The organism is Cellulosimicrobium cellulans (assembly GCF_024124905.1).
Classification (GTDB): domain Bacteria; phylum Actinomycetota; class Actinomycetes; order Actinomycetales; family Cellulomonadaceae; genus Cellulosimicrobium; species Cellulosimicrobium cellulans_G.
Map to the genome: position 1 here is coordinate 165,275 of NZ_JAMXST010000006.1, position 19,323 is coordinate 184,597.

21 protein-coding genes are annotated in these 19,323 nt (G+C 76.9%); 17 read left to right on the top strand and 4 right to left on the bottom strand.

What is annotated here, in order from left to right; genetic code table 11:
• The first annotated feature begins 51 nt into the window (after positions 1-51).
• Positions 52-306, top strand: a complete 255-nt coding sequence (locus tag NHH00_RS18735) for a hypothetical protein (protein WP_253055059.1) — start codon at positions 52-54, stop codon at positions 304-306.
• 8 nt (positions 307-314) lie between these two features.
• Here NHH00_RS18735 and NHH00_RS18740 read toward each other — a convergent pair whose 3' ends face one another.
• Positions 315-1,334, bottom strand: coding sequence for a 1,4-dihydroxy-2-naphthoyl-CoA synthase (locus NHH00_RS18740; protein ID WP_253055060.1), 1,020 nt, complete (start codon positions 1,332-1,334; stop codon positions 315-317).
• Between the two features lie 5 nt (positions 1,335-1,339).
• Positions 1,340-2,365, bottom strand: coding sequence for a DMT family transporter (locus NHH00_RS18745; protein ID WP_253055061.1), 1,026 nt, complete (start codon positions 2,363-2,365; stop codon positions 1,340-1,342).
• A 67-nt stretch (positions 2,366-2,432) separates the two neighbouring features.
• Between NHH00_RS18745 and pdxR the strand changes: the two genes are divergently transcribed.
• The 7 genes from pdxR to NHH00_RS18780 all read left to right on the top strand — a co-directional run bounded on the left by pdxR (position 2,433) and on the right by NHH00_RS18780 (position 10,496).
• On the top strand, positions 2,433-3,893 hold the full coding sequence (gene pdxR, locus NHH00_RS18750; protein ID WP_253055062.1) for a MocR-like pyridoxine biosynthesis transcription factor PdxR: 1,461 nt from the start codon (positions 2,433-2,435) through the stop codon (positions 3,891-3,893).
• 75 nt (positions 3,894-3,968) lie between these two features.
• Positions 3,969-4,292 carry a DMT family transporter gene (locus NHH00_RS18755; RefSeq protein ID WP_253055063.1) on the top strand — a complete coding sequence of 108 codons (324 nt, stop codon included), beginning with the start codon at positions 3,969-3,971 and terminating at the stop codon, positions 4,290-4,292.
• A 5-nt stretch (positions 4,293-4,297) separates the two neighbouring features.
• Positions 4,298-4,903, top strand: coding sequence for a TetR/AcrR family transcriptional regulator (locus tag NHH00_RS18760; RefSeq protein WP_253055064.1), 606 nt, complete (start codon positions 4,298-4,300; stop codon positions 4,901-4,903).
• A 58-nt stretch (positions 4,904-4,961) separates the two neighbouring features.
• On the top strand, positions 4,962-5,678 hold the full coding sequence (locus NHH00_RS18765; RefSeq protein WP_253055065.1) for a DUF1345 domain-containing protein: 717 nt from the start codon (positions 4,962-4,964) through the stop codon (positions 5,676-5,678).
• A 57-nt stretch (positions 5,679-5,735) separates the two neighbouring features.
• Entirely contained in the window at positions 5,736-6,737 is a 1,002-nt protein-coding gene (locus tag NHH00_RS18770) for an o-succinylbenzoate synthase (protein WP_253055066.1), read from the top strand.
• Positions 6,734-8,680, top strand: a complete 1,947-nt coding sequence (menD, locus tag NHH00_RS18775) for a 2-succinyl-5-enolpyruvyl-6-hydroxy-3-cyclohexene-1-carboxylic-acid synthase (RefSeq protein WP_308202347.1) — start codon at positions 6,734-6,736, stop codon at positions 8,678-8,680. Before NHH00_RS18770 ends, menD begins: the two co-directional genes overlap by 4 nt.
• A gap of 97 nt (positions 8,681-8,777) precedes the next feature.
• Positions 8,778-10,496: a S1C family serine protease gene (locus tag NHH00_RS18780; RefSeq protein WP_253055067.1), complete on the top strand. Its 1,719-nt coding sequence runs from the start codon at positions 8,778-8,780 to the stop codon at positions 10,494-10,496.
• Positions 10,497-10,709: 213 nt separating this feature from the next.
• On the opposite strand, the gene NHH00_RS18785 is transcribed toward NHH00_RS18780, so the two are convergent.
• Together NHH00_RS18785 and NHH00_RS18790 are read right to left on the bottom strand one after the other, a co-directional pair.
• Positions 10,710-11,243 (bottom strand): GNAT family N-acetyltransferase, encoded by a 534-nt coding sequence (locus NHH00_RS18785; RefSeq protein WP_253055068.1) that lies wholly within the window; start codon positions 11,241-11,243, stop codon positions 10,710-10,712.
• Between the two features lie 167 nt (positions 11,244-11,410).
• Positions 11,411-12,790: an isochorismate synthase gene (locus tag NHH00_RS18790; RefSeq protein ID WP_253055069.1), complete on the bottom strand. Its 1,380-nt coding sequence runs from the start codon at positions 12,788-12,790 to the stop codon at positions 11,411-11,413.
• Between the two features lie 67 nt (positions 12,791-12,857).
• Between NHH00_RS18790 and NHH00_RS18795 the strand changes: the two genes are divergently transcribed.
• The 9 genes from NHH00_RS18795 (at position 12,858) to NHH00_RS18835 (ending at position 19,282) form a co-directional block, all read left to right on the top strand.
• Complete coding sequence (locus NHH00_RS18795; protein WP_253055070.1) at positions 12,858-13,553, top strand: demethylmenaquinone methyltransferase; 696 nt, start codon at positions 12,858-12,860, stop codon at positions 13,551-13,553.
• A gap of 143 nt (positions 13,554-13,696) precedes the next feature.
• On the top strand, positions 13,697-14,239 hold the full coding sequence (locus NHH00_RS18800) for an alternate-type signal peptide domain-containing protein (RefSeq protein WP_253055071.1): 543 nt from the start codon (positions 13,697-13,699) through the stop codon (positions 14,237-14,239).
• 10 nt (positions 14,240-14,249) lie between these two features.
• Complete coding sequence (locus tag NHH00_RS18805) at positions 14,250-14,816, top strand: hypothetical protein (RefSeq protein WP_253055072.1); 567 nt, start codon at positions 14,250-14,252, stop codon at positions 14,814-14,816.
• Positions 14,813-15,289 (top strand): hypothetical protein, encoded by a 477-nt coding sequence (locus tag NHH00_RS18810; protein WP_253055073.1) that lies wholly within the window; start codon positions 14,813-14,815, stop codon positions 15,287-15,289. The genes NHH00_RS18805 and NHH00_RS18810 overlap by 4 nt, the downstream gene beginning before the upstream one ends.
• Positions 15,282-15,869, top strand: a complete 588-nt coding sequence (locus NHH00_RS18815) for a signal peptidase I (RefSeq protein WP_253055074.1) — start codon at positions 15,282-15,284, stop codon at positions 15,867-15,869. The genes NHH00_RS18810 and NHH00_RS18815 overlap by 8 nt, the downstream gene beginning before the upstream one ends.
• The gene (locus NHH00_RS18820; RefSeq protein WP_253055075.1) at positions 15,866-16,591 is read left to right on the top strand and encodes a hypothetical protein; all 726 of its coding nucleotides are present in this window, start codon (positions 15,866-15,868) and stop codon (positions 16,589-16,591) included. The genes NHH00_RS18815 and NHH00_RS18820 overlap by 4 nt, the downstream gene beginning before the upstream one ends.
• Before the next feature lie 312 nt (positions 16,592-16,903).
• Positions 16,904-18,205, top strand: a complete 1,302-nt coding sequence (locus NHH00_RS18825) for a geranylgeranyl reductase family protein (protein WP_253055076.1) — start codon at positions 16,904-16,906, stop codon at positions 18,203-18,205.
• A 106-nt stretch (positions 18,206-18,311) separates the two neighbouring features.
• Entirely contained in the window at positions 18,312-18,674 is a 363-nt protein-coding gene (locus NHH00_RS18830; protein ID WP_047234407.1) for an NADH-quinone oxidoreductase subunit A, read from the top strand.
• 56 nt (positions 18,675-18,730) lie between these two features.
• A complete protein-coding gene (locus tag NHH00_RS18835; protein WP_047234408.1) occupies positions 18,731-19,282 on the top strand; it encodes a NuoB/complex I 20 kDa subunit family protein in 552 nt (183 codons plus the stop codon).
• Positions 19,283-19,323 lie beyond the last annotated feature (41 nt).

A 19,323-nucleotide genomic window follows, 5' to 3' on the forward strand; every position in this document is an offset into this window, starting at 1 on the left:
CGAGCCGCGGGGCCGACGCGCCGACGGGGTCCCGGGCGGCACCGTGGAGTCATGGCAACCGTCGTCCCGCACCCCGCCCACCCGTCCCAGCCCGGCACCCCCGGCGAGGGCGCCCCGCGCCCGACCGAGGGCCAGCTACCGCCGTCCTACGCGCCGCGCACGCCGCGCGACGACGAGCCCGGCGTCGCCCGCTCGGCCGCGCCCGTCGCGATCTCGGTCGGGCTCCTGTTCGGCCTCGCCGTCGCCGCGGCGTTCGTCGGCCGCGGCCTCATCGAGATGCTGACGAGCTTCGTCGGCGGCTCCTGACCCGCAGGTCAGAACGCGTAGCCGAACCGGCCCCAGTCGGGGTCGCGGCGTTCGAGGAACGCGTCGCGGCCCTCCACGGCCTCGTCCGTGAGGTAGGCCAGCCGCGTCGCCTCGCCCGCGAAGACCTGCTGGCCCATGAGCCCGTCGTCCGCGAGGTTGAACGCGAACTTGAGCATCCGGATCGCCTGCGGCGACTTCGTCGCGATCACGCGCGCGTACTCGATCGCGAGCGCCTCCAGGTCGGCGTGGTCCGCGACCTCGTTCACCGCGCCCCACTCGTACGCGTCCTGCGCCGAGTACTCCCGCGCGAGGAAGAAGATCTCCCGCGCCCGCTTCTGCCCCACCTGCCGCGCCAGGTACGCCGAGCCGTAGCCCCCGTCGAACGACCCGACGTTCGCGTCGGTCTGCTTGAAGCGCGCGTGCTCGCGGCTCGCGATCGACAGGTCGGCGACGACGTGCAGCGAGTGCCCGCCTCCTGCGGCCCACCCGTTGACGACCGCGACCACGACCTTGGGCATCGTCCGGATCAGCCGCTGCACCTCGAGGATGTGCAGGCGCCCCGCACGCCCCGGGTCGACGGCGTCGCGCGTGTGCACCTCGCCGCCACCGTCGGGCGCGGTCGTGTACTGGTAGCCGGAGCGCCCGCGGATCCGCTGGTCGCCCCCGGAGCAGAACGCCCACCCGCCGTCCTTGGGGGACGGGCCGTTGCCCGTGAGGAGCACCGTCCCGACGTCGGACGTCATGCGCGCGTGGTCGAGCACGCGGTACAGCTCGTCCACGGTGTGGGGGCGGAACGCGTTGCGCACCTCGGGCCGGTCGAACGCGACGCGCACGACGGGCAGGTCGCGCACGACGGCGCCGTCGGCGTCGCGCTCCACGCCCCGGTGGTAGGTGACGTCGGTCAGTCCCTCGAACCCGGCGACGTCGCGCCACGCGCCCGGGTCGAACGTCTCCGACACCTGGCGGGGGAGCGCGTGCGGGCGGGGGCCGTCGGCGGGGGCTGCGGGGGTGGGGTCGGTGCTGGTCACGACCGTCACGGTAGCCGCTGCGGGGCGAGGCTCGCGCTCGGTGCGGGGGCCGGCTCCTCGGCGCGGCGTGCGGGCGCCGGCGCGTCGGGGCGCCGCGACGTCGCCGCGAGGCCGAGGACGAGCCCGGCCCCGACGACGAGGGTCCCGACGACGGAGCGGGCGTCGGGCGACTCGAACCCGAGGGCGACCGAGGCCCCGAGCGCCGCGACGGGCAGGAGACCCGCGAACAGCCCGGCCCGCGCGGGGCCGATCGCGGCGAGCCCGGAGTACCAGAGGAGGAACGCCACGGCCGTGACGACGACGGCGAGGTACGCGAGCGCGGCGAGCTCGGCCGCGTCGGGCACGACGAGGAACGCCTGCCCCGTGACCTGCTGCCGGACGAGGCCGAGCAGCGCGAGCTGCGGGACGGCGAGGACGCACGCGTACGCGGAGACGCGCAGCGCACCGAGCGTCGGCAGGAGCGGCACGGCGAGCAGCGAGAAGCACACCTCGCACGCGAGCGCGCCGAGCGCGAGCGCGACGCCGACGGGGTCGCCGGAGCCGCCGCCCTCGACGGCCACGACGCCGGCCGTCACCACGACCGCCGCCGCGAGGGTCCGGACCGCGACGCGGCGCGCCCGCAGCGCGGCGGCCGCGGCGAGCACGACCGGCGAGGCGCCGACGACGGCCCCGACGAGGGACGGGTCCGCGCGGCCCGCGCTCTCGACGACGAGGACGCTGAACCCCACGAGCCCGGTCGCGGCGAGCGCGAGGAGGCGGAGCAGCGCGCGCGGCGACGGCAGGACCCACGGCACGCGGCGCGCGGCGAGCACGGCGAGCAGGACGAGCGCCGCGACGGCGTAGCGCGCGGCCTGGCCGCCGAGCACCGGGAAGTCCGCGAGGGCGGCGGACGCGACGAACGACGAGCCGACGATCACCATGCCGACGGCGCACCGCAGGTCGCCGGACCCCGCCGGTCCGGGGAGGCCGGGCGCACGACCGACGACGTCGGACCGAGAGCCGTGGCGAGAGGGACGTGCGAGGAGGGACATGCGTCGACCGTAGGGACGCCCCTGGACCAGGGTGCAGGTCCAGATCCTGCCTGGTTCACTGGGCCAGATGGTGACCCGGATCGAGCCCGACGCGCTGCTGCTCGCCCTCGGCCCGCGCCCCGGGCGCGACGTCGGCCGGTGGCTGCAGGCCGGTCTGCGCGCGGCCGTGGTGGACGGGCGCCTCGAGGCGGGCGCGGCGCTCCCGTCGAGCCGCGACGCGGCGGCGGTGCTCGGCCTCTCGCGCGGCACCGTGACCACCGCCGTCGACGTGCTCGTCGGCGAAGGGCTGCTCGTGTCCCGGCCCCGGTCGGGGGTGGTCGTCGCGGCGCTGCCCGCGCCGCCGTCGGGCCGTCCGGGGACGGCGGCGGGCCCGGCCGGTGCGGTGCCCGGCGCGGAGCCCGGACCCCGGCGGGCGTCAGGGGCGGCGCGGCCGGCGAGCGTCGGGACGCCCGACCCTGCGCTCTTCCCCCGCGCCGCGTGGGCGCGCGCCGTGCGCGACGGGATGCGGGGACTGGCCGACGCCGACCTGGGCTACCCGGACCCGCAGGGGCTGCCGGCGCTGCGCGAGGCGCTCGCGGTCCACCTGCGCCGAGCGCGCGGCGCCCACGTCGGGGCGGAGGACGTGGTCGTGGTGAGCGGGGTCGCGCAGGCGCTCTCCCTCCTCGCCCGGCTGCTCGTCGCGGGGCGGGTCGCGGGCGCGCGACCGGCGGGGCCCGTGCGCGTGGCGGTCGAGGACCCGTCGTCGCGCGGGGCGCTCGAGCTGCTGCGCGACGCCGGCCTGCGCACCGTCGGCGTGCCGGTGGACACGGAGGGTCTGCGCGCGGACCTGCTGCCCGACGACGCGCGCGCCGTCCTCGTGACGCCCGCCCACCAGTTCCCGCGCGGGGTCGTGCTCGGCCCCGCGCGACGGCGCGCCCTCGTCGCCTGGGCCGCGGCGGGCGACCGCCTCGTGCTCGAGGACGACTACGACGCCGAGCTGCGCTACGACCGGGAGCCGGTCGCCTCGGTGCGGGCCCTGGACCCGGAGCGGGTCGTGCTGCTCGGCTCCGTGTCCAAGCTCCTCTCGCCCGCGCTGCGGCTCGGCTGGGTCGTGGCGCCGCCGCGCGTCGTCGGGCCCCTGGTGGAGGCGAAGCGGCACGCGGACCTCGGGACGTCCGTGCCCGAGCAGGCGGCGCTCGCGGCGCTGCTCGGCTCGGGCGCCTACCAGCGCCACCTGCGCCGGGCCCGGCTCGTGTACCAGCGGCGGCGGCGCCTGCTGCTCGACGCGCTCGCGCACGCCCTGCCCGGGGTCGAGGTGGGCGGGGTCGCCGCCGGGCTCCATCTCGTCGTCCCGCTCCCCGGCCCGGCCGCCGAGCGCGCCGCGGTCGCGGGCCTGCACGCGGCGGGCGTGCCCGCCGAGCCGCTGAGCGGGACGGGGGTGGACCGCCACGAGGCGGGGGTGGTGGTCGGGACCGCGCGCGTGCGCGACGGCGACGTCGAGCGCGTCGCGCGCGTGCTCCGGGCGGCGGTCTTGACGGGTCCCGGGTAACTGGTACGTTAGTACCAGTTCTGCGCACGACGGCGGGCCCTGCCACCCGGTGCGCCGACCCGAGGGAGTCTCCCCATGGCATGGATCGTCCTCATCCTCTCCGGCATGCTCGAGGCCGGCTGGGCTCTCAGCCTCAAGGCGTCGCACGGCTTCACCCGGCTGTGGCCGAGCGTCGCGTTCGTCGTCATGCTCGTCCTGAGCATGGTCGGCCTGAGCATCGCCCTGAAGTCCCTGCCCGTCGGCGTGGCCTACGGTGTCTGGGTGGGGATCGGCGCCTCGCTGACCGCGATCCTCGCCGTCGTCCTGTTCGACGAGCCCGTCACGATCCTCAAGGTGATCTCCCTCGTGCTGATCGTCGCGGGGGTCGTGGGGCTCAACCTCTCCGGGGGAGGGCACTGACACCGATGCCGACCGAGACCGTCGACCCGCGACCCGCACCGCGTCGTCAGGCGCGCGGGGTCGCGCGCCGTGACGCGATCGTCCGCGCCGCCGCGGACCTCATCCTCCAGGAGGGCCCCGCCGCGGTGACCCACCGCGCCGTCGCGTCCCGGGCCGACGTCCCGCTCGCCGCCACGACGTACTACTTCACCGGGCTCGACGACCTCATCGGCGCGGCCGGCGAGGTCGTCGTCTCCGGGTGGGCGGACCACGCGCGAGGAGCCGCCGAGCGGGCCGCGCGGGGCGGGGACCAGGCGCGCGAGGACGCGCACGTGCTCGTCGACGCGGTCCTGCCGCCCGGCGGGGAGAGCGAGCTGCGCGGCTTCTACGAGCACCTCGTGGGCGCGGGCCGCTACCCCGCGCTCGCGCGTGCCTACGGCGAGGGCCGGCAGGGGCTCGACGACGCCGTCGCCCAGCTCCTCGCGGTGCGCGGGCTCGCGAGCGTGCCGCCCGCGCTGCTCATCGCCGTGGTGGACGGCGCCGCGGTGAGCGCGCTGAGCGAGGGGCACGACGTGCGCGACCTCGCCCTGCAGCTCGTCCGCGAGCTCGTGGCCCGGTCGCGCGCGAGCTGACGACCGGCCGAGGACGGGTCGGGCACCGCGCCGGACGGTCGCGATAGCCTCGCGGGCCATGAGCCGTCGACCCGCGTCCACCCGACCCGCCCTGCGCGACCGCCTGGTCGCGGAGAGCGTCCGCTCGCTCACGTCGACCGGCGTCGCGCTCGTGCTGGGACCCCTCGCGGTCGTCCTCGCGGTCCGTCCGCTCGGGCTCGACGACGGCACCGCGCCCGTCGCGGCCGGCCTCCTCGTGTGGGTGGTGCTGTCGGGGCTGTACTGCGTGCTCACGTGCGTGGCGTTCGCCGGGCGTCGCGGGCCCGCGCTCGAGCAGGCGCTCGTCGCGGCGCACCCCGACGGCCGGGGCCGGGTCGGCACGTGGCTCCTCGGCGGGGGCTCGGCGGCGTGGTCGGTCCAGTTCGCGCTCATGGCCCTGCTCGTCGGGTTCGTGCTCGCCCAAGGGGTCGCGTGGGCCGCCGTCCCCGCGATCACGGTGCTCGGCGTCGCGGTGATCGTCGTGTCGTGGGTGACGGTCCTCGTCTCCTACTCCGTGCACTACGCCCGGCGCGACGTCGCGGCGGGCGACGGCGGGTTCGCGTTCCCGGGGCAGGGACCGCGGGCCTTCGCCGACTACGTGTACCTCGCGGCGGGCGTGAGCACCACGTTCTCCACCGCCGACGTCACCGTGCTCGACACGGGGACGCGCCGGATGGTCACGACGCACGCCGTCGTGGCGTTCGCGTTCAACGCGGTGATCGTCGCGCTCGTGGTCGCGGTGCTCGTGAACGCCTGAGCGGCGAGCCGACGCCCGGCGACGTGGGGGAGCGTGCGGTGGCCTAGCCTGGAGGGCGTGCCCGACCGCCTCGAGACCGTCGTCTACCGGACCCCTCTGACCACGCGGTTCCGCGGGCTCGACGCCCGCGACGGCGTGCTGCTGCGCGGGGAGGCGGGCTGGGGGGAGTTCTCGCCGTTCTGGGACTACGACGACGCCGAGTCGTCCGCCTGGCTGCGGGCCGCCCGCGAGGCGGCCGACCAGGGCTGGCCCGCCGCCGTCCGCGACCGCGTGCCCGTCAACGTCACGGTCCCCGCCGTCGGGCCGGACCGTGCGCGCGAGCTCGTCGCCGCGTCCGGCGGGTGCCGCACCGCGAAGGTCAAGGTCGCCCAGCGCGGACCCGACGGGACGCTCGAGCCCGTGGCCGCGGAGGTCGCGCGCCTCGAGGCCGTGCGCGACGCGCTCGGCCCGGGCGGGCGGGTCCGGGTCGACGCCAACGGTGCGTGGGACGCCGAGGAGGCCCTGCGGCGCCTGCCGCTCCTCGACCGGGCCGCCGGCGGGCTCGAGTACGTCGAGCAGCCGTGCGCGGACGTCGCCGGGCTGGCGGCCGTCCGGCGCGGGCAGCCGGGCGACAGGGCCGTGCCCGTGGCCGCGGACGAGTCGGTCCGCCGCGCCGAGGACCCGCTCGCCGTGGTCCGCGCCGACGCGGCGGACGTCGTCGTCCTCAAGGTCCAGCCCCTCGGCGGCGTGCGCGCGTGCCTCGACCTCGCCGACCAGATCGGGATCCCCGTCGTTGTGTCGTCCGCGCTCGAGTCGTCCGTGGGCATCGCCGCGGGCGTCGCGCTCGCCGCCGCGCTCCCCGAGCTCCCGTACGCGTGCGGCCTCGCGACGGTGAACCTCTTCGCGGCCGACGTCGTGGACCACCCGCTCGTCCCCGTCGACGGCGCCCTGCCCGTCGTCCGCCCCGAGCCCGCCGCCGCGGCGCTCGCGGCCACCGCGCCCGACGACGAGACGGACCGCCGCTGGCGCGAGCGGCTCGACCGCGTCGCCGGCCTGCTGCTCACGGGGGGTGCCCGGTGACCGCGCCCGTGGGCACGCCCGGCCGGGGCGCCGGCGCCCCGCCCGGCGGCGCGCACCTCGACGCTCTGCTCGACGGCCTGGACGCCCAGCCGCCGGCGGTGCGCAGCGCGTTCGTGCTCGTGCACCGGCTGCTGCACGAGGGCGTCGCCGACGTCGTCCTCGCGCCCGGGTCGCGCAGCGCGCCGCTCGCCTACGCTCTCGCGGCGGCGTCCGACCTCGGGCGCCTCACGCTGCACGTGCGCGTCGACGAGCGCGCGGCCGGCTTCCTCGCGCTCGGCCTGTCGCGCGGCGCCGGGCCGGTCGCTCGCGGGGGCGTCCCGCTGCCCCGGCCCGTCGCGGTCGTCACCACGTCCGGGACGGCCGTCGCGAACCTCCACCCCGCGGTGCTCGAGGCGCACCACACCGGCGTCCCGCTCGTGCTCCTCACCGCCGACCGGCCGCACGAGCTGCGCGGCACGGGCGCCAACCAGACGACGCACCAGGCCGGGATCTTCGGACCGGCCGTGCGGTTCGCCGCGGACGTCCCCGCGCCCGACGGGCGCCCGGGCGAGGTGCGCGACCTCCTCGCCGTCGCGACGCGTGCGCTCGCCGAGGCGGTCGGCGCCCGCTCGGGGCACCCCGGCCCGGTGCACCTCGACCTCGCCTACCGCGAGCCCCTCGTCCCCGACGCGGCGCCCGGCTCCGACGCGCCCGCCACGGACCCGCGCGGCGTCCGCGCGGCCGTCGTGCTGCCGGCCGCGGCGCCGCCCGAGCCGGCGGAGCCGCAGCCGGGCGGTGACGCCGCTCTCCCCGGCGTCGCTCCCGTCGCCGTGCCGGTCCCCGGCGGGCGGACCGTCGTCGTCGCGGGCGACGGCGCGGGCCGGGCCGCGCGCGTCCTCGCCGAGGCGCGCGGCTGGCCGCTGCTCGCGGAGCCGTCGTCGGGGGCGGCGGGCGGCCCGAACCTGGTCGCCGCGCACGCGCTCGTGCTCGGGGTCGACGAGCTCGTGGACGGCGTGGAGCACGTCGTCGTGCTCGGCCGGCCGACGCTCTCGCGGCCCGTGCAGCGCCTGCTCGGGCGGCCCGACGTCGAGGTGAGCGTCGTCGCACCGGGCGCCGGCCCGTGGCCCGACGCCGCGCGCAACGCGTCGACGGTCCTGACGGCGGTGCCCGAACGGTGGCTCGCCCCGCGCCTGGGTGCCCCGGACCCGTCCGGGCCCGTGCCCGGACCGGCGTCGGACCACGCGACCGACACGGGCTGGCTCGCGCGCTGGCGCGCGGCGTCGGCGGCGGCCGTCGAGGTCGTCGCCGCGGCGACCGACGGGTCACTGACCGACGGCCCGAGCGTGGCGCGCGCCGTGGTCGGCGCGTGCGGGCCGGACGACCTGCTCGTGGTCGGGTCGTCCAACCCGGTGCGGGACCTCGCCCTCGTGCTCGGCCTCGACGCGGACGCCCCGCGCGTCCTGGCGAACCGCGGCCTCGCCGGGATCGACGGCACCGTCTCGACCGCGCTCGGCGCGGCGGTCGCCACCGCCCGGCCGCACCGCCGCACGCGCGCGCTGCTCGGCGACCTCACGTTCCTCCACGACGCGGGCGGGCTGCTGCGCGGTCCGCACGAGCCGCACGTCGACCTGCAGCTCGTCGTGGTGAACGACGACGGCGGCTCGATCTTCGCGGGCCTCGAGCCGGGCGCCCTGGGGGAGACGTCCGCGGTGGCGGGGCGCACGTTCGAGCGGGTGTTCGCGACGCCGCACGGCGCGAACCTCGCCCAGCTCTGCGCGGGGTACGGCGTGGACCACCAGCTCGTGCAGGACGTCCCCTCGCTGCGGCACGCGCTCGCGGCCCCGAGCCACGGCGTCCAGGTGCTGGAGGTGCACGTGTCGCGGACGGACCGGCGAGAGGCCGGCCTGCGCCTGGGCGAGCGAGTGCGCGACGCCGTCCGCGCGGCGCTCGCGGCGGACCGCTGACGACGGCGCCCAGAACTCGCAGCGAACTCCCAGGCTCGTTCAAGCCTCGTTCAAGCGCGGCGGTGTGAAGTAGTGGGCAGAACCGAGGAGGCCCACCATGACGAACACCCCGGGCACGGAGCCCACCCCCACCACGCCGTCCCCCGACGCGCCCGCGTCGACGCCGGCCGCCACGCCCGCCGCCACGACCCCCGCCGCCGCCGAGCGTGCCGCGTCGGTCGCTGCCGAGACGCCCACCGGGGCGCCGACGCAGCCGCTCGGCCCGGTCGCCACGACGCAGCCGCTCCCGCCGACCGCGGCGCACCCGACCGCGCACCCGACGCAGCCGCTCGAGGCGCCGCAGCACGTGCAGCACCTCACCACGCCGCAGCCGGCCCCGACGGCGCACACCGCAGTGACGGCGATGCCCAACCCGTACGCGCGTCCCACGCAGCCCGGGCCGCACGCGCCGTCCGGCAGCTTCGGGCCGCCGCCCGCGCCGCCGGTCCCGACCGCGCAGGGCGCGGCGGACGCCCCGAAGCGTCGGCGCACCTGGGTGCCGGTCGTGAGCGCCGCCGCCGCGGCCGCGGTCCTCGCGAGCGTCGGCACCGCCGGCCTCACGGGCGCGTTCGGCGCCGACCAGGACTCCGCGTCGCTCGCCGACGTCGGCCAGCGCCAGGAGAGCACGGCCGCGCCCGTCTCCGACTCGTCCTCGCAGAACCCGAACTGGGAGTCCGTGACGAAGGCCGTCGCGCCGTCGGTCGTCGCGATCCAGGTGCAGACCTCGCAGGGCGGCGCCGAGGGGTCGGGCGTCATCATCGACGACAAGGGCCACGTGCTCACGAACAACCACGTCGTGTCCGGGGCGGAGAACGACACCGTCCAGGTGACGCTCAGCGACGGCCGGCTCTTCGAGGCGAAGATCGTCGGGCTCGACCCGGCGACGGACCTCGCCGTCGTGCAGCTCGTCGACGCGCCCGACGACCTGCAGCCCGCGACGCTCGGCGACTCCGACGACGTGAGCGTCGGCGAGTCGGTCCTCGCGGTGGGCAACCCGCTCGGCCTCGCGAACACCGCGACGACGGGCATCGTGTCGGCCGTCGACCGGCCGGTCTCCGCGTCGGGCGAGGACGGCGGCACGTCCGTCGTGACGAACGCCATCCAGATCGACGCCGCGATCAACCCCGGCAACTCCGGCGGCCCGCTGTTCGACGCGCAGGGTCGCGTCATCGGCATCACGTCGTCGATCGCCACGCTGTCGGGCGGCGGGACCCAGTCCGGCTCGATCGGCCTCGGGTTCGCCATCCCGGTGAACCTCGCGAAGTCGATCAGCGAGCAGCTCATCGAGAACGGCACCGCCGAGCACGCGTTCCTCGGCGTGACGCTCGCGGACGCGACCGCGACCGCGGACGGCGTCACGCGTCGCGGCGCCGAGGTCCAGGAGGTCACCGACGGGTCGCCCGCGGCCGACGCCGGCATCCGGTCCGGCGACGTGATCGTCGCGATCGACGACCACGCCGTCGGCGGCGCCGAGTCGCTCACCGCGTTCGTGCGCGAGCGCGCCGCGGGCGCGAAGTCCACGCTGACGGTGGTGCGCGACGGCAAGACGCTCGATCTCGACGTCACGCTCGCGACGCGTCCCGCGGACGACGAGACCACCGGCCAGGGGTCGCAGGGCGGCCAGGGGCAGCTTCCCGGCCAGGACGGTCAGGGGCAGCTCCCCGGCCAGGGCGACCAGGGTGGCGAGCAGGGCGGCGACCAGGGTCAGCAGACCGACCCGACGGACCCGGGCAACGTGCCCAACCCGTTCGACTGGTTCTTCGGCGGCCAGGGCTGACCCTGACGGGCACCCCGCGAGGGGCGCCCACGATCTGCGGGGGCGGGTCGTCGTGCCGGCACGCGCGACCCGTACCCCGCGCCACGTCCCGTCGCGACCTCTGACCGCGACGGGCGGGTGACCGGACCACGGACGTCCCCCCGCGGACCGGGTACCGCACCGAGCGGCCGGCACGGATCCCCGTGCCGGCCGCTCGTCGTCGGTCCGGACTGCTCAGTCGGTGGCGGCGCTCGGCGCCCACGGTGCGTCGCCGCCCGCCGCGGTCGGCGCCGCCGGTGCCTCCACGCGCTTGGTGAAGAAGCCGGCGGTCTCGGCGTAGCCGCCGGAGACGTAGAACTCCTTGGAGAGCCCGGTCGCGAGCCCGACGCGGCGTGCCCCGACCTCGGCGGCCCACTTCTCGGCGCTCTCGAGCAGGTGGCGGCCGATGCCCTGGCGGCGGTGCTGCGGGAGGACCGCGACCTCCTCGACCCGGCAGACGACGCCGCTGGACGCGAAGGTCAGGTGCCGGTTCGCGAGCAGGTACCCCACGACGCCCTGGTCGGGCAGCTCCGCGACCGCGAAGTACGTGTCGAGCGCGGCGAGCAGCGGGCCGAAGGACCGCTCGAACGCCTCCCGCTCGGGGTCGTGGCGAGGCAGCTCCAGGACGAGCGGCCACACGGCGTCGCGGTCGGCGACGACGGCCCGGCGGACGAGCACGCCGGACGGGGCGGTGGGACGAGGACGGGAAAACTGGGAGGAGTCGGACACCTCCCGAAACCTAGCAGCGCCGCGGGCGCCGGGCCCGGTCGTCCGGGTGGCGGTCGAAAGTCGGCGGGGGTGACGTTCCGCACGCAGGCACGCAGGCACGCAGGCACGCAGGCACGCAGGCACGCAGGCACGACCGCCCGGACGAGGCGGACGGCGCGCCGCGGTCGTCAGGCCCCGCCGAGCGCGTAGCGCATCGGCTCGAGCTTCGCCTCGGACTCGGCGACCTCGGCCGCCGGGTCGGAGGCCGCGACGATCCCGCAACCGGCGAACAGCCGCACCGACCGGGGGTCCGTCGCCGAGAGCTCGGCCGAGCGCAGCGCGATGCCCCACTCGCCGTCGCCGTCCGCGCCGAGCCACCCGACGGGCCCGGCGTACCGGCCGCGGTCCATGCCCTCGATCTCGCGGATGAGGTCGCGCGCGACGCTCGTCGGCGTACCGCACACGGCCGCGGACGGGTGCAGCGCCGCGGCGAGCGCGAGACTCGTCGGCCCGGGACCGGTGCCGGCCGACAGCGAGCCCGGCGCGCTCGCCCCGCGCGCGAGGACCGCGGTCACGTCCGACGCGAGGTGCATGACGTTCGGCAGGTGCAGCACGAACGGCGCGTCGGGGACGTTCATCGACGAGCAGAACGGGGCGAGGGCTTGCGCGACCGACCGCACGGCGTACTCGTGCTCCTCCAGGTCCTTCGACGACCGGGCGAGCTGGGCCGCCCGCAGGAGCGCCTCGTCGTCGGACAGCCCGCCGCGGCGGATCGTCCCCGCGAGCACGCGCGAGGTGACGAGACCCTTCTCGCTGCGGACCAGGAGCTCGGGCGTCGCGCCCACGAGGCCGTCGACGGAGAACGTCCAGCACGCCTCGTACGACGTCGCCAGCCGTGCGAGCAGCCAGCGCGGGTCGACGGGCTCGGCCGTGTGCGCGACGACGTCCCGCGCCAGCACGACCTTCTCGAGCGCGCCCGAGCGGATGCGCTCGACGCCCTCCGCGACGACGGCGGCCCAGTCGTCGGCCCGCAGCGCGCCGTCGTGCCACGCCACGGCGCCGGGCGCGGTGACGGGAGCGCGCGGCGTGCGGCGCAGCGCGTCCGTCGGGGAGGACGACAGGGAGCCCGCGGTGTCGACGGTCGTGAGCCACGCGTGGCCGTCGCGCCGACCGACGACGACGCGCGGCACGACGAGCACGCCGCCCGCGCGGACCGGGTCGTGGGCGTCGTCGCCGGGGGCGGAGTCGTCGAACGCGAACGACCCGAACGCGACCGGACCCGTCCCGGGCAGCCCCACCTCGTCGCGCACGACGGCGCGCGCGAGCGTCTCGTGCCACGCGGCCTCGGCGTCGGCGAACCGGCCCGGTCCCCACGTCTCGAGCCGCAGCGCCTCGCCCCAGCCCACGATCCCGTCGCCACGACGCACCCAGGCGAGCGGCCGCGCGTCGGGCAGGAGGTCGACGAGGGCGTCCAGGCCGCCGGGCAGGTCGGGGATCCGGGTGGTCCGCACGACGATGCTCGGCCGGGGTCGGGGCTGTGCGGCCGTGGCCGACGGTTCTGCAGTCATCGCCTCCCAGCGTAAGCCGCGCGCGCGGGTGCGCCCTGCGGTGCGGGGACGTGGAAGCATGGGCCGCATGCCCCGCGCCAACCTGGACAAGAAGCCCTCCGAGGTCGCGTCGATGTTCGACGGGATCGCCTCGCGCTACGACCTGACGAACGACATCATGTCGTTCGGCCAGGACCGTGCCTGGCGCCGGGCGACGGTGCGCGCGGTCGGTGCGCTGCCGGGGGAGAAGGTCCTCGACCTCGCGGCGGGGACCGGGACGTCGTCCGAGCCGTTCGCCGACGACGGGGTGCGCGTCGTGCCCTGCGACTTCTCGCTCGGCATGCTCCAGGTGGGCAAGGAGCGCCGGCCCGACCTGCCGTTCGTCGCCGGTGACGCGACGCGCCTGCCGTTCGCGGACGGCACGTTCGACGCCGTGACGATCTCGTTCGGCCTGCGCAACGTCGTCGACACCGAGGCGGCGCTGCGCGAGATGCTGCGCGTCGTGCGGCCCGGCGGGCGGGTCGTGATCTGCGAGTTCTCGACCCCGACGTGGGCACCGTTCCGCGTCGTGTACCAGGAGTACCTGGTGCAGGCGCTGCCGCGCATCGCCGCCGCGGTGACGCGCGAGGGCGGCTCGTACGAGTACCTCGCGGAGTCCATCGCCGCCTGGCCCGACCAGGTCGGTCTCGGCCGGCTCCTGCTCCGTGCGGGCTGGGAGAAGGTCGCCTACCGCAACCTCTCCGGCGGGATCGTCGCGCTCCACCGGGGCACGCGCCCCGCCTGACGCCGTCGCCGGAGCGGTCCTGGCGACGCCGAATTCACCCGTCCCGAGCGGCGGCTCCCCATGCCGGTCCGCGCCGTCCGGCCTACGGTCGAGGGACGAGCGCGGCCGAAGGGGGCCCGCGCGCGGCATGACGGGGGCACGACATGGAACGTCTGACCAAGGGTGCGCTGGCGATCGGGGCGGGTGCGCTGCTCCTCCTCGGAGGGGCCGGGACCTACGCGCTGTGGTCCGACTCGCAGGCCGTCGCCGAGGCGGGGGACATCAGCTCCGGCGACCTCGACCTCGCGCTGGGGACGGCCGCCTGGACGCTCAACGGGACCGCGGTCGCGGACGTCACGGCCGTCCGCATCGTCCCGGGCGACGTGCTGGCGCTCAGCCAGCCGATCACGGTGACCGCGATCGGCGACTCGCTGCAGGCGACCCTCGCCGTGAGCGGCACGGACGGCCTCACGGGCGACCAGGCGCTCGTCGACGCGCTCGACGTGGCGTTCGTGCTCGACGGGCCGCCGGCGTGGGCCACCGCCAACGGTGACGGGACGTACGAGGTCGCGCCGTCGACGGCCGCCTACCCGGCGGTCGACGCCGACGTCACGCTGACGTTCGACGCGGCCACCGCCGACCAGGTCGCGACGAGCTCCGTGGTGAACCTCTCGAGCCTGACGTTCACGCTCGAGCAGCACCTCTGAGAGGACCGCGGTGGGGGTCGACCTGTCCCGCCGCCGCGCCCGGGTCGCACGTCGTCGCGCCCGACCCGGTCCGGGCGGCGCGGGCGGACGCGTCGCGCACGGGCGGCGCGGTGCCGTGCGCGCCCTGGTCGTGCTCGCGCTCGCCGCGCTGCCGCTCTCCGCGGGTGCGGCGTGGGCGACGTGGTCGGCGTCGCAGCCCGTGAGCGGTGCGGACGTGCGGTCGGGCTCGTTCGGCGTCGAGACGTCGTGGCAGACGTTCCCCGACCTCACGGCGATGCTGCCGGGCCAGTCCCGCGACGGAGTGGTCGCCGTCACCCACACGGGCGACGGCACGTGGCGCTACCGGCTCGCGGTGGCCTACGAGGGGACCGTGCGGCCCACCGTCGCGTTCTACCCCGGGGCGACGTGCACGGGGACGGCCCTGCCCGCCGGGGCACTCAGTCCGCAGACGTACGCGCGCGGCGCGACGACGCAGGTGTGCGTCCGCTACACGCTGCCCGCGGGGAGCCCGAGCGACTGGCAGGGCCAGAGCGCCCAGGTCGCGGTGACGGTCACGCTCGAGAGCAGGCCGTCGTGACGCGCGGCGCCCGGCTCCGGGTGGTCGCCGCGCTGGCCGTGGCGCTCGCGCTCGTCGGCGGCCCGGCCGTCGCGTGGTGGACGGCGAGCGGGTCGCTCTGGACGACGGCGTCGGCGGGGACGATCCCCGCCCCGACCGGGACGACGTGCGCGACGACGGGCACCAACCTCGCGCGGAGCGCGACCGTGCGGTGGACCGCGCCGACGCCCGCCCCGGCCCGCTACCGCGTGACGATCGCGGGAGGCGGGCAGTCCACGACCACCGAGACCACGGCGACGCAGCTCGTCATCACCGAGTCGCTGCTCGGCGGGCTCCTCCAGTCGATCCTCGACCTGCTGCTCGGCGGCACGATCCTGCAGGTCAGCGTCCAGTCCGTCCACGCGTCGGGATGGGTCTCGGTCCCGAGCAACGCGGTCGCGGTCCGCGGCGCGCTCCTCGCGGGCACCGGGCTCTCGGGGGTCTCCTGTGGCTGAGCGGCCCCGCGGCGGGCGGCACCGCGAGCGCGGCGCGACGCGGCGGCACGGGCCGCTCGCCCGGGCGCTCGGCGTGCTCGCGCTCGGGTGCGCCGTCGCGCTCGCGCTCGTGGGGGTCGTCGTGCCGCTCGTGCTGGGGGCGACGCCGTACACGGTGCTCACCGGGTCCATGCGGCCGACGTACGCGCCCGGGACGATGGTCGTCGTCCGGCCGGTCGACGTCGCGCGCGTCGCGCCGGGGGACGTGGTCACGTACCAGCTCGTGTCGGGCCGGCCGGAGGTCGTCACCCACCGGGTCGTCGCCGTCGGGGTGGGGGCCGACGACGAGCGGGTGCTCACGACGCAGGGCGACGCCAACGCCGCACCCGACCCGGAGCCCGTCCGCCCCGTGCAGGTCCGCGGGTCGGTCGTCTACGCGGTCCCGCTGCTCGGGTGGGTGAGCTCCGCGGTGTCGGGGGACACGCGCCGCACCGTCGCCGTCGTGGCCGCCGCCGGGCTCCTCGGGTGGGGCGCCTGGCAGGTCGCGGCGGGACTGCGCGAGCGCGCGCGGCGCCGGAGGACCCCGGCGGCGGTCCCGTGAGCCGCGGCGCGGGCCGAGGGCCGCTCCGTGCGCTCGCCGGCGTGCTGCTCGCGGTCGTGCTCGCCGGGCCGGGCCAGGCGGCGGTGGGGGCGACGGCGGGCGCCTCGGTGGGGGCGACGTCGGGCACCTCGGTGGGCACCGGCGCGGTCGCTGCGTCGGGGGAGGAGGACGCGCTCCGGCTGAGCGCCGACGGCGCGACGTGGGCGACGGGCCTCCCGGCGTCCCTGTTCGGTCCGGACGCGCTCGTCGTGCCGGGAGCGACCGTCGCGCGCGACCTGTGGGTCCGCAACGACGGCCCGACGGCGGCGCGCGTCCTCGTGGACCTCGCGGCCGACGTTGACCCGGCCGTCGTGCGGACCGGGCTCGGCGCGTGGCTCGACGTCCGGCTGGACGGCGCGGCGCCGCTCGCCGCGACCTGGGAGGGGCCCGTCCTCGATCCCGGGGAGGTGGGCCGGGTGGAGGTGAGCGTCGCGATGTCGCCGGACGCGCCGTCGTCCACGCGCCGCTCGGTCGCCGGCGTGCTGGAGACGGTGCACCTCGTGGGCGTCCCGGGCACCGGCCCGGCGCCCGCCCCGGGGGAGCCGCCGTCGACCGGCCCCGGGCTGGCGCGCACCGGGGCCGACACGTGGTGGCTCGCGACCGCCGCGGCGCTCGCGGCCGGGGCCGGCCTGGCGCTCGCCCGGCTCGGGCGGGCCCGGGCGGCGTCGTCCGACGGTCGTTGACCTGCGGCGACGCGCGCCCGCCGCCCGCCGTGCGTCCCGCGGCGGCGCGGGGAGGCTAGGCCATGGCCGCTCCGGCCCCCTTGCCCGCCGGTCCCGATCCACAGGGTCGGGAGTCGTCGCGCGGGAGGACCTTCGTCACAGGATCTCCCAGGGAAGGGTCGCCTTGCTACACATCCCGCGTCGGGAGTGACTAGAGTGGCGATGTCCATTGTGACCGACTTCACAAGGACCGTGGGTGCGCCGTGTCCCGACCCGGGTCACGGTGGACCACCACGAGGTGTGTCCCGACGACCGGACGGTGAGGTGAGCACGGTGGGCGCGAGGCTCGACGACGCCGACGTCATCGTCGTGGGCGCGGGCCCGGCCGGCTCCGCGGCGGCCCACTACTGCGCCGCCGCCGGGCTGAGCGTCCTCCTGCTGGAGAAGTCGTCGTTCCCGCGCGACAAGATCTGCGGCGACGGCCTGACGCCGCGCGCGGTCGCCGAGCTCGTGCGCATGGGCGTGCCGACCCGCGCCGAGGACGGCTGGATCCGGAACCAGGGCCTGCGCGTCGTCGCGAGCGGCCGCTCGTGGGAGCTCGCGTGGCCCGACCTCGCGTCGTACCCCAGCTACGGCATGGCCCGCGCGCGCCACTCGTTCGACCGGACCCTCGCCGAGCACGCGCAGCGCACGGGGGCCAAGCTCCTGGAGCGCACCGCGGTCACCGGCCCCGTGCTCGACGAGCGCACCGGCCGCGTCGTCGGCGTCACCGCCCGCCCCGTGGACGACAAGGGCCGGCGCGCGGGCGACGAGGTCACCTACCGCGCGCCCGTCGTCATCGCGGCCGACGGCGTCTCGTCGCGCTTCGCGCTCGCGCTCGGCCTCGCGCGGCGCGAGGACCGCCCGATCGGCGTCGCCGTCCGCACGTACTTCCGCACCCCCCGCCACGACGACCCGTGGATGGAGTCCCACCTCGAGCTGTGGGACGGCACGCCGCGCGAGTCCAACCTGCTGCCCGGCTACGGCTGGATCTTCTCGCTCGGCGACGGGACGGCGAACGTCGGGCTCGGCTCCGTGAGCTCGACGCCGGCGCGCCAGTCCGCCGCGAACGTCGACTACAAGGACCTCTTCGCCACCTGGATGCGCAACGCGCCCGCCGAGTGGGAGTTCACGGAGGAGAACCGGCTCGCCCCGGTGCGCGGCGCGGCGCTGCCCATGGGCTTCAACCGCACGCCGCTGTACACGCGCGGCGTGCTGCTCGTCGGGGACTCGGGCGGCATGGTGAGCCCCTTCAACGGCGAGGGGATCGCCTACGCGATGCAGGCCGGGCGGGCGGCGGCCGACGTCGTCGCCCAGTCCCGCGTGCGGCTCACCGACGGCGGTCGCGAGCGCGCGCTCCAGACGTACCCGCGGATCATGCGCCGCGAGCTGGGCGGCTACTACACGCTCGGCCGGTACTTCGTGAAGCTCATCGAGCACCCCGAGATCATGCGGATCTGCACGCGCTACGGGCTCCCGCGCCCGGTGGTCATGCGGTTCGTCCTCAAGCTCCTGTCCGACTGCTACGAGCCCCGCGGCGGCGACTGGGTCGACCGCGTGATCGCGGGGCTGACGAGGGTGGTGCCCTCGTCATGAGCCCACGAGGTGGGCCCGCAACGACGCGGGCGCTCGCACCACCCAGAGGTCTTCCCGGACACCGCCCGGGCGTTCCCGTCCCGAGCCCCCACTCGAGGAGTACGCGATGACCAACCCGTACGTACCGCTTCTCGTCCTCATGGGCGTGGCCGCCGTGCTGGCTCTCGGCGGTGTCGCCGCGAGCGCGGTCATCGGCCCCAAGCGGTACAACCGCGCCAAGCTCGACGCCTACGAGTGCGGCATCGAGCCCACGCCCCACGCGATCGGCGGCGGGCGCTTCCCGATCAAGTACTACCTCGTCGCCATGACGTTCATCGTCTTCGACATCGAGGTCGTCTTCCTCTACCCGTGGGCGGTCGACTTCGCGACGCTCGCGACCTTCGGCCTCGTCGCGATGCTCGCGTTCCTCGCGCTCATCACGGTCCCGTTCGTCTACGAGTGGCGGCGGGGTGGTCTCGAGTGGGACTGAGCAGGCGACCGATCGTCCGCGGCAGCCGGCACCGGCGAGAGAACTAGGAGAACACCATGGGGATCGAGGAGGCTCCCTCGGGCTTCTTGCTCACCACGATCGAGGACCTCGCGGGGTACCTGCGCAAGGCGTCGCTCTGGCCCGTGACGTTCGGGCTGGCGTGCTGCGCGATCGAGATGATGGCCGCCGGCGCCTCGCGGTTCGACCTGTCGCGCTTCGGCATGGAGGTCTTCCGGGCCTCGCCGCGCCAGGCGGACCTCATGATCGTGGCCGGGCGCGTGAGCCAGAAGATGGCGCCGGTCGTGCGGCAGGTCTACGACCAGATGAGCGAGCCCAAGTGGGTGCTGTCGATGGGCGTGTGCGCGTCCAGCGGCGGCATGTTCAACAACTACGCGATCGTGCAGGGCGTCGACCACATCGTGCCGGTGGACATCTACCTGCCGGGCTGCCCGCCGCGTCCGGAGATGCTCATCAACGCGATCCTCGCGCTGCACGACCAGATCCAGCACGAGCCGCTCGGCGTGAACCGCAAGGAGGCGGCACGCGCCGCCGAGGCGGCCGCGCTCGAGGCGACGCCCACGTTCCAGATGAAGGGGCTGCTGCGGTGACGGACGAGAAGACGGGCGGCGGCACGCCCGTGCCGCAGCCC

What these genes read in the sequence shown, in the direction of transcription:
- NHH00_RS18735 (WP_253055059.1), top strand. Translation starts at nt 52, where the DNA reads ATGGCAACCGTCGTCCCGCACCCCGCCCACCCGTCCCAGCCCGGCACC.
- NHH00_RS18745 (WP_253055061.1), bottom strand. Translation starts at nt 2,365, where the DNA reads ATGTCCCTCCTCGCACGTCCCTCTCGCCACGGCTCTCGGTCCGACGTC.
- pdxR (WP_253055062.1), top strand. Translation starts at nt 2,433, where the DNA reads ATGGTGACCCGGATCGAGCCCGACGCGCTGCTGCTCGCCCTCGGCCCG.
- NHH00_RS18755 (WP_253055063.1), top strand. Translation starts at nt 3,969, where the DNA reads ATGGCATGGATCGTCCTCATCCTCTCCGGCATGCTCGAGGCCGGCTGG.
- NHH00_RS18760 (WP_253055064.1), top strand. Translation starts at nt 4,298, where the DNA reads ATGCCGACCGAGACCGTCGACCCGCGACCCGCACCGCGTCGTCAGGCG.
- NHH00_RS18765 (WP_253055065.1), top strand. Translation starts at nt 4,962, where the DNA reads ATGAGCCGTCGACCCGCGTCCACCCGACCCGCCCTGCGCGACCGCCTG.
- NHH00_RS18780 (WP_253055067.1), top strand. Translation starts at nt 8,778, where the DNA reads ATGACGAACACCCCGGGCACGGAGCCCACCCCCACCACGCCGTCCCCC.
- NHH00_RS18790 (WP_253055069.1), bottom strand. Translation starts at nt 12,790, where the DNA reads ATGACTGCAGAACCGTCGGCCACGGCCGCACAGCCCCGACCCCGGCCG.
- NHH00_RS18795 (WP_253055070.1), top strand. Translation starts at nt 12,858, where the DNA reads ATGCCCCGCGCCAACCTGGACAAGAAGCCCTCCGAGGTCGCGTCGATG.
- NHH00_RS18800 (WP_253055071.1), top strand. Translation starts at nt 13,697, where the DNA reads ATGGAACGTCTGACCAAGGGTGCGCTGGCGATCGGGGCGGGTGCGCTG.
- NHH00_RS18830 (WP_047234407.1), top strand. Translation starts at nt 18,312, where the DNA reads ATGACCAACCCGTACGTACCGCTTCTCGTCCTCATGGGCGTGGCCGCC.
- NHH00_RS18835 (WP_047234408.1), top strand. Translation starts at nt 18,731, where the DNA reads ATGGGGATCGAGGAGGCTCCCTCGGGCTTCTTGCTCACCACGATCGAG.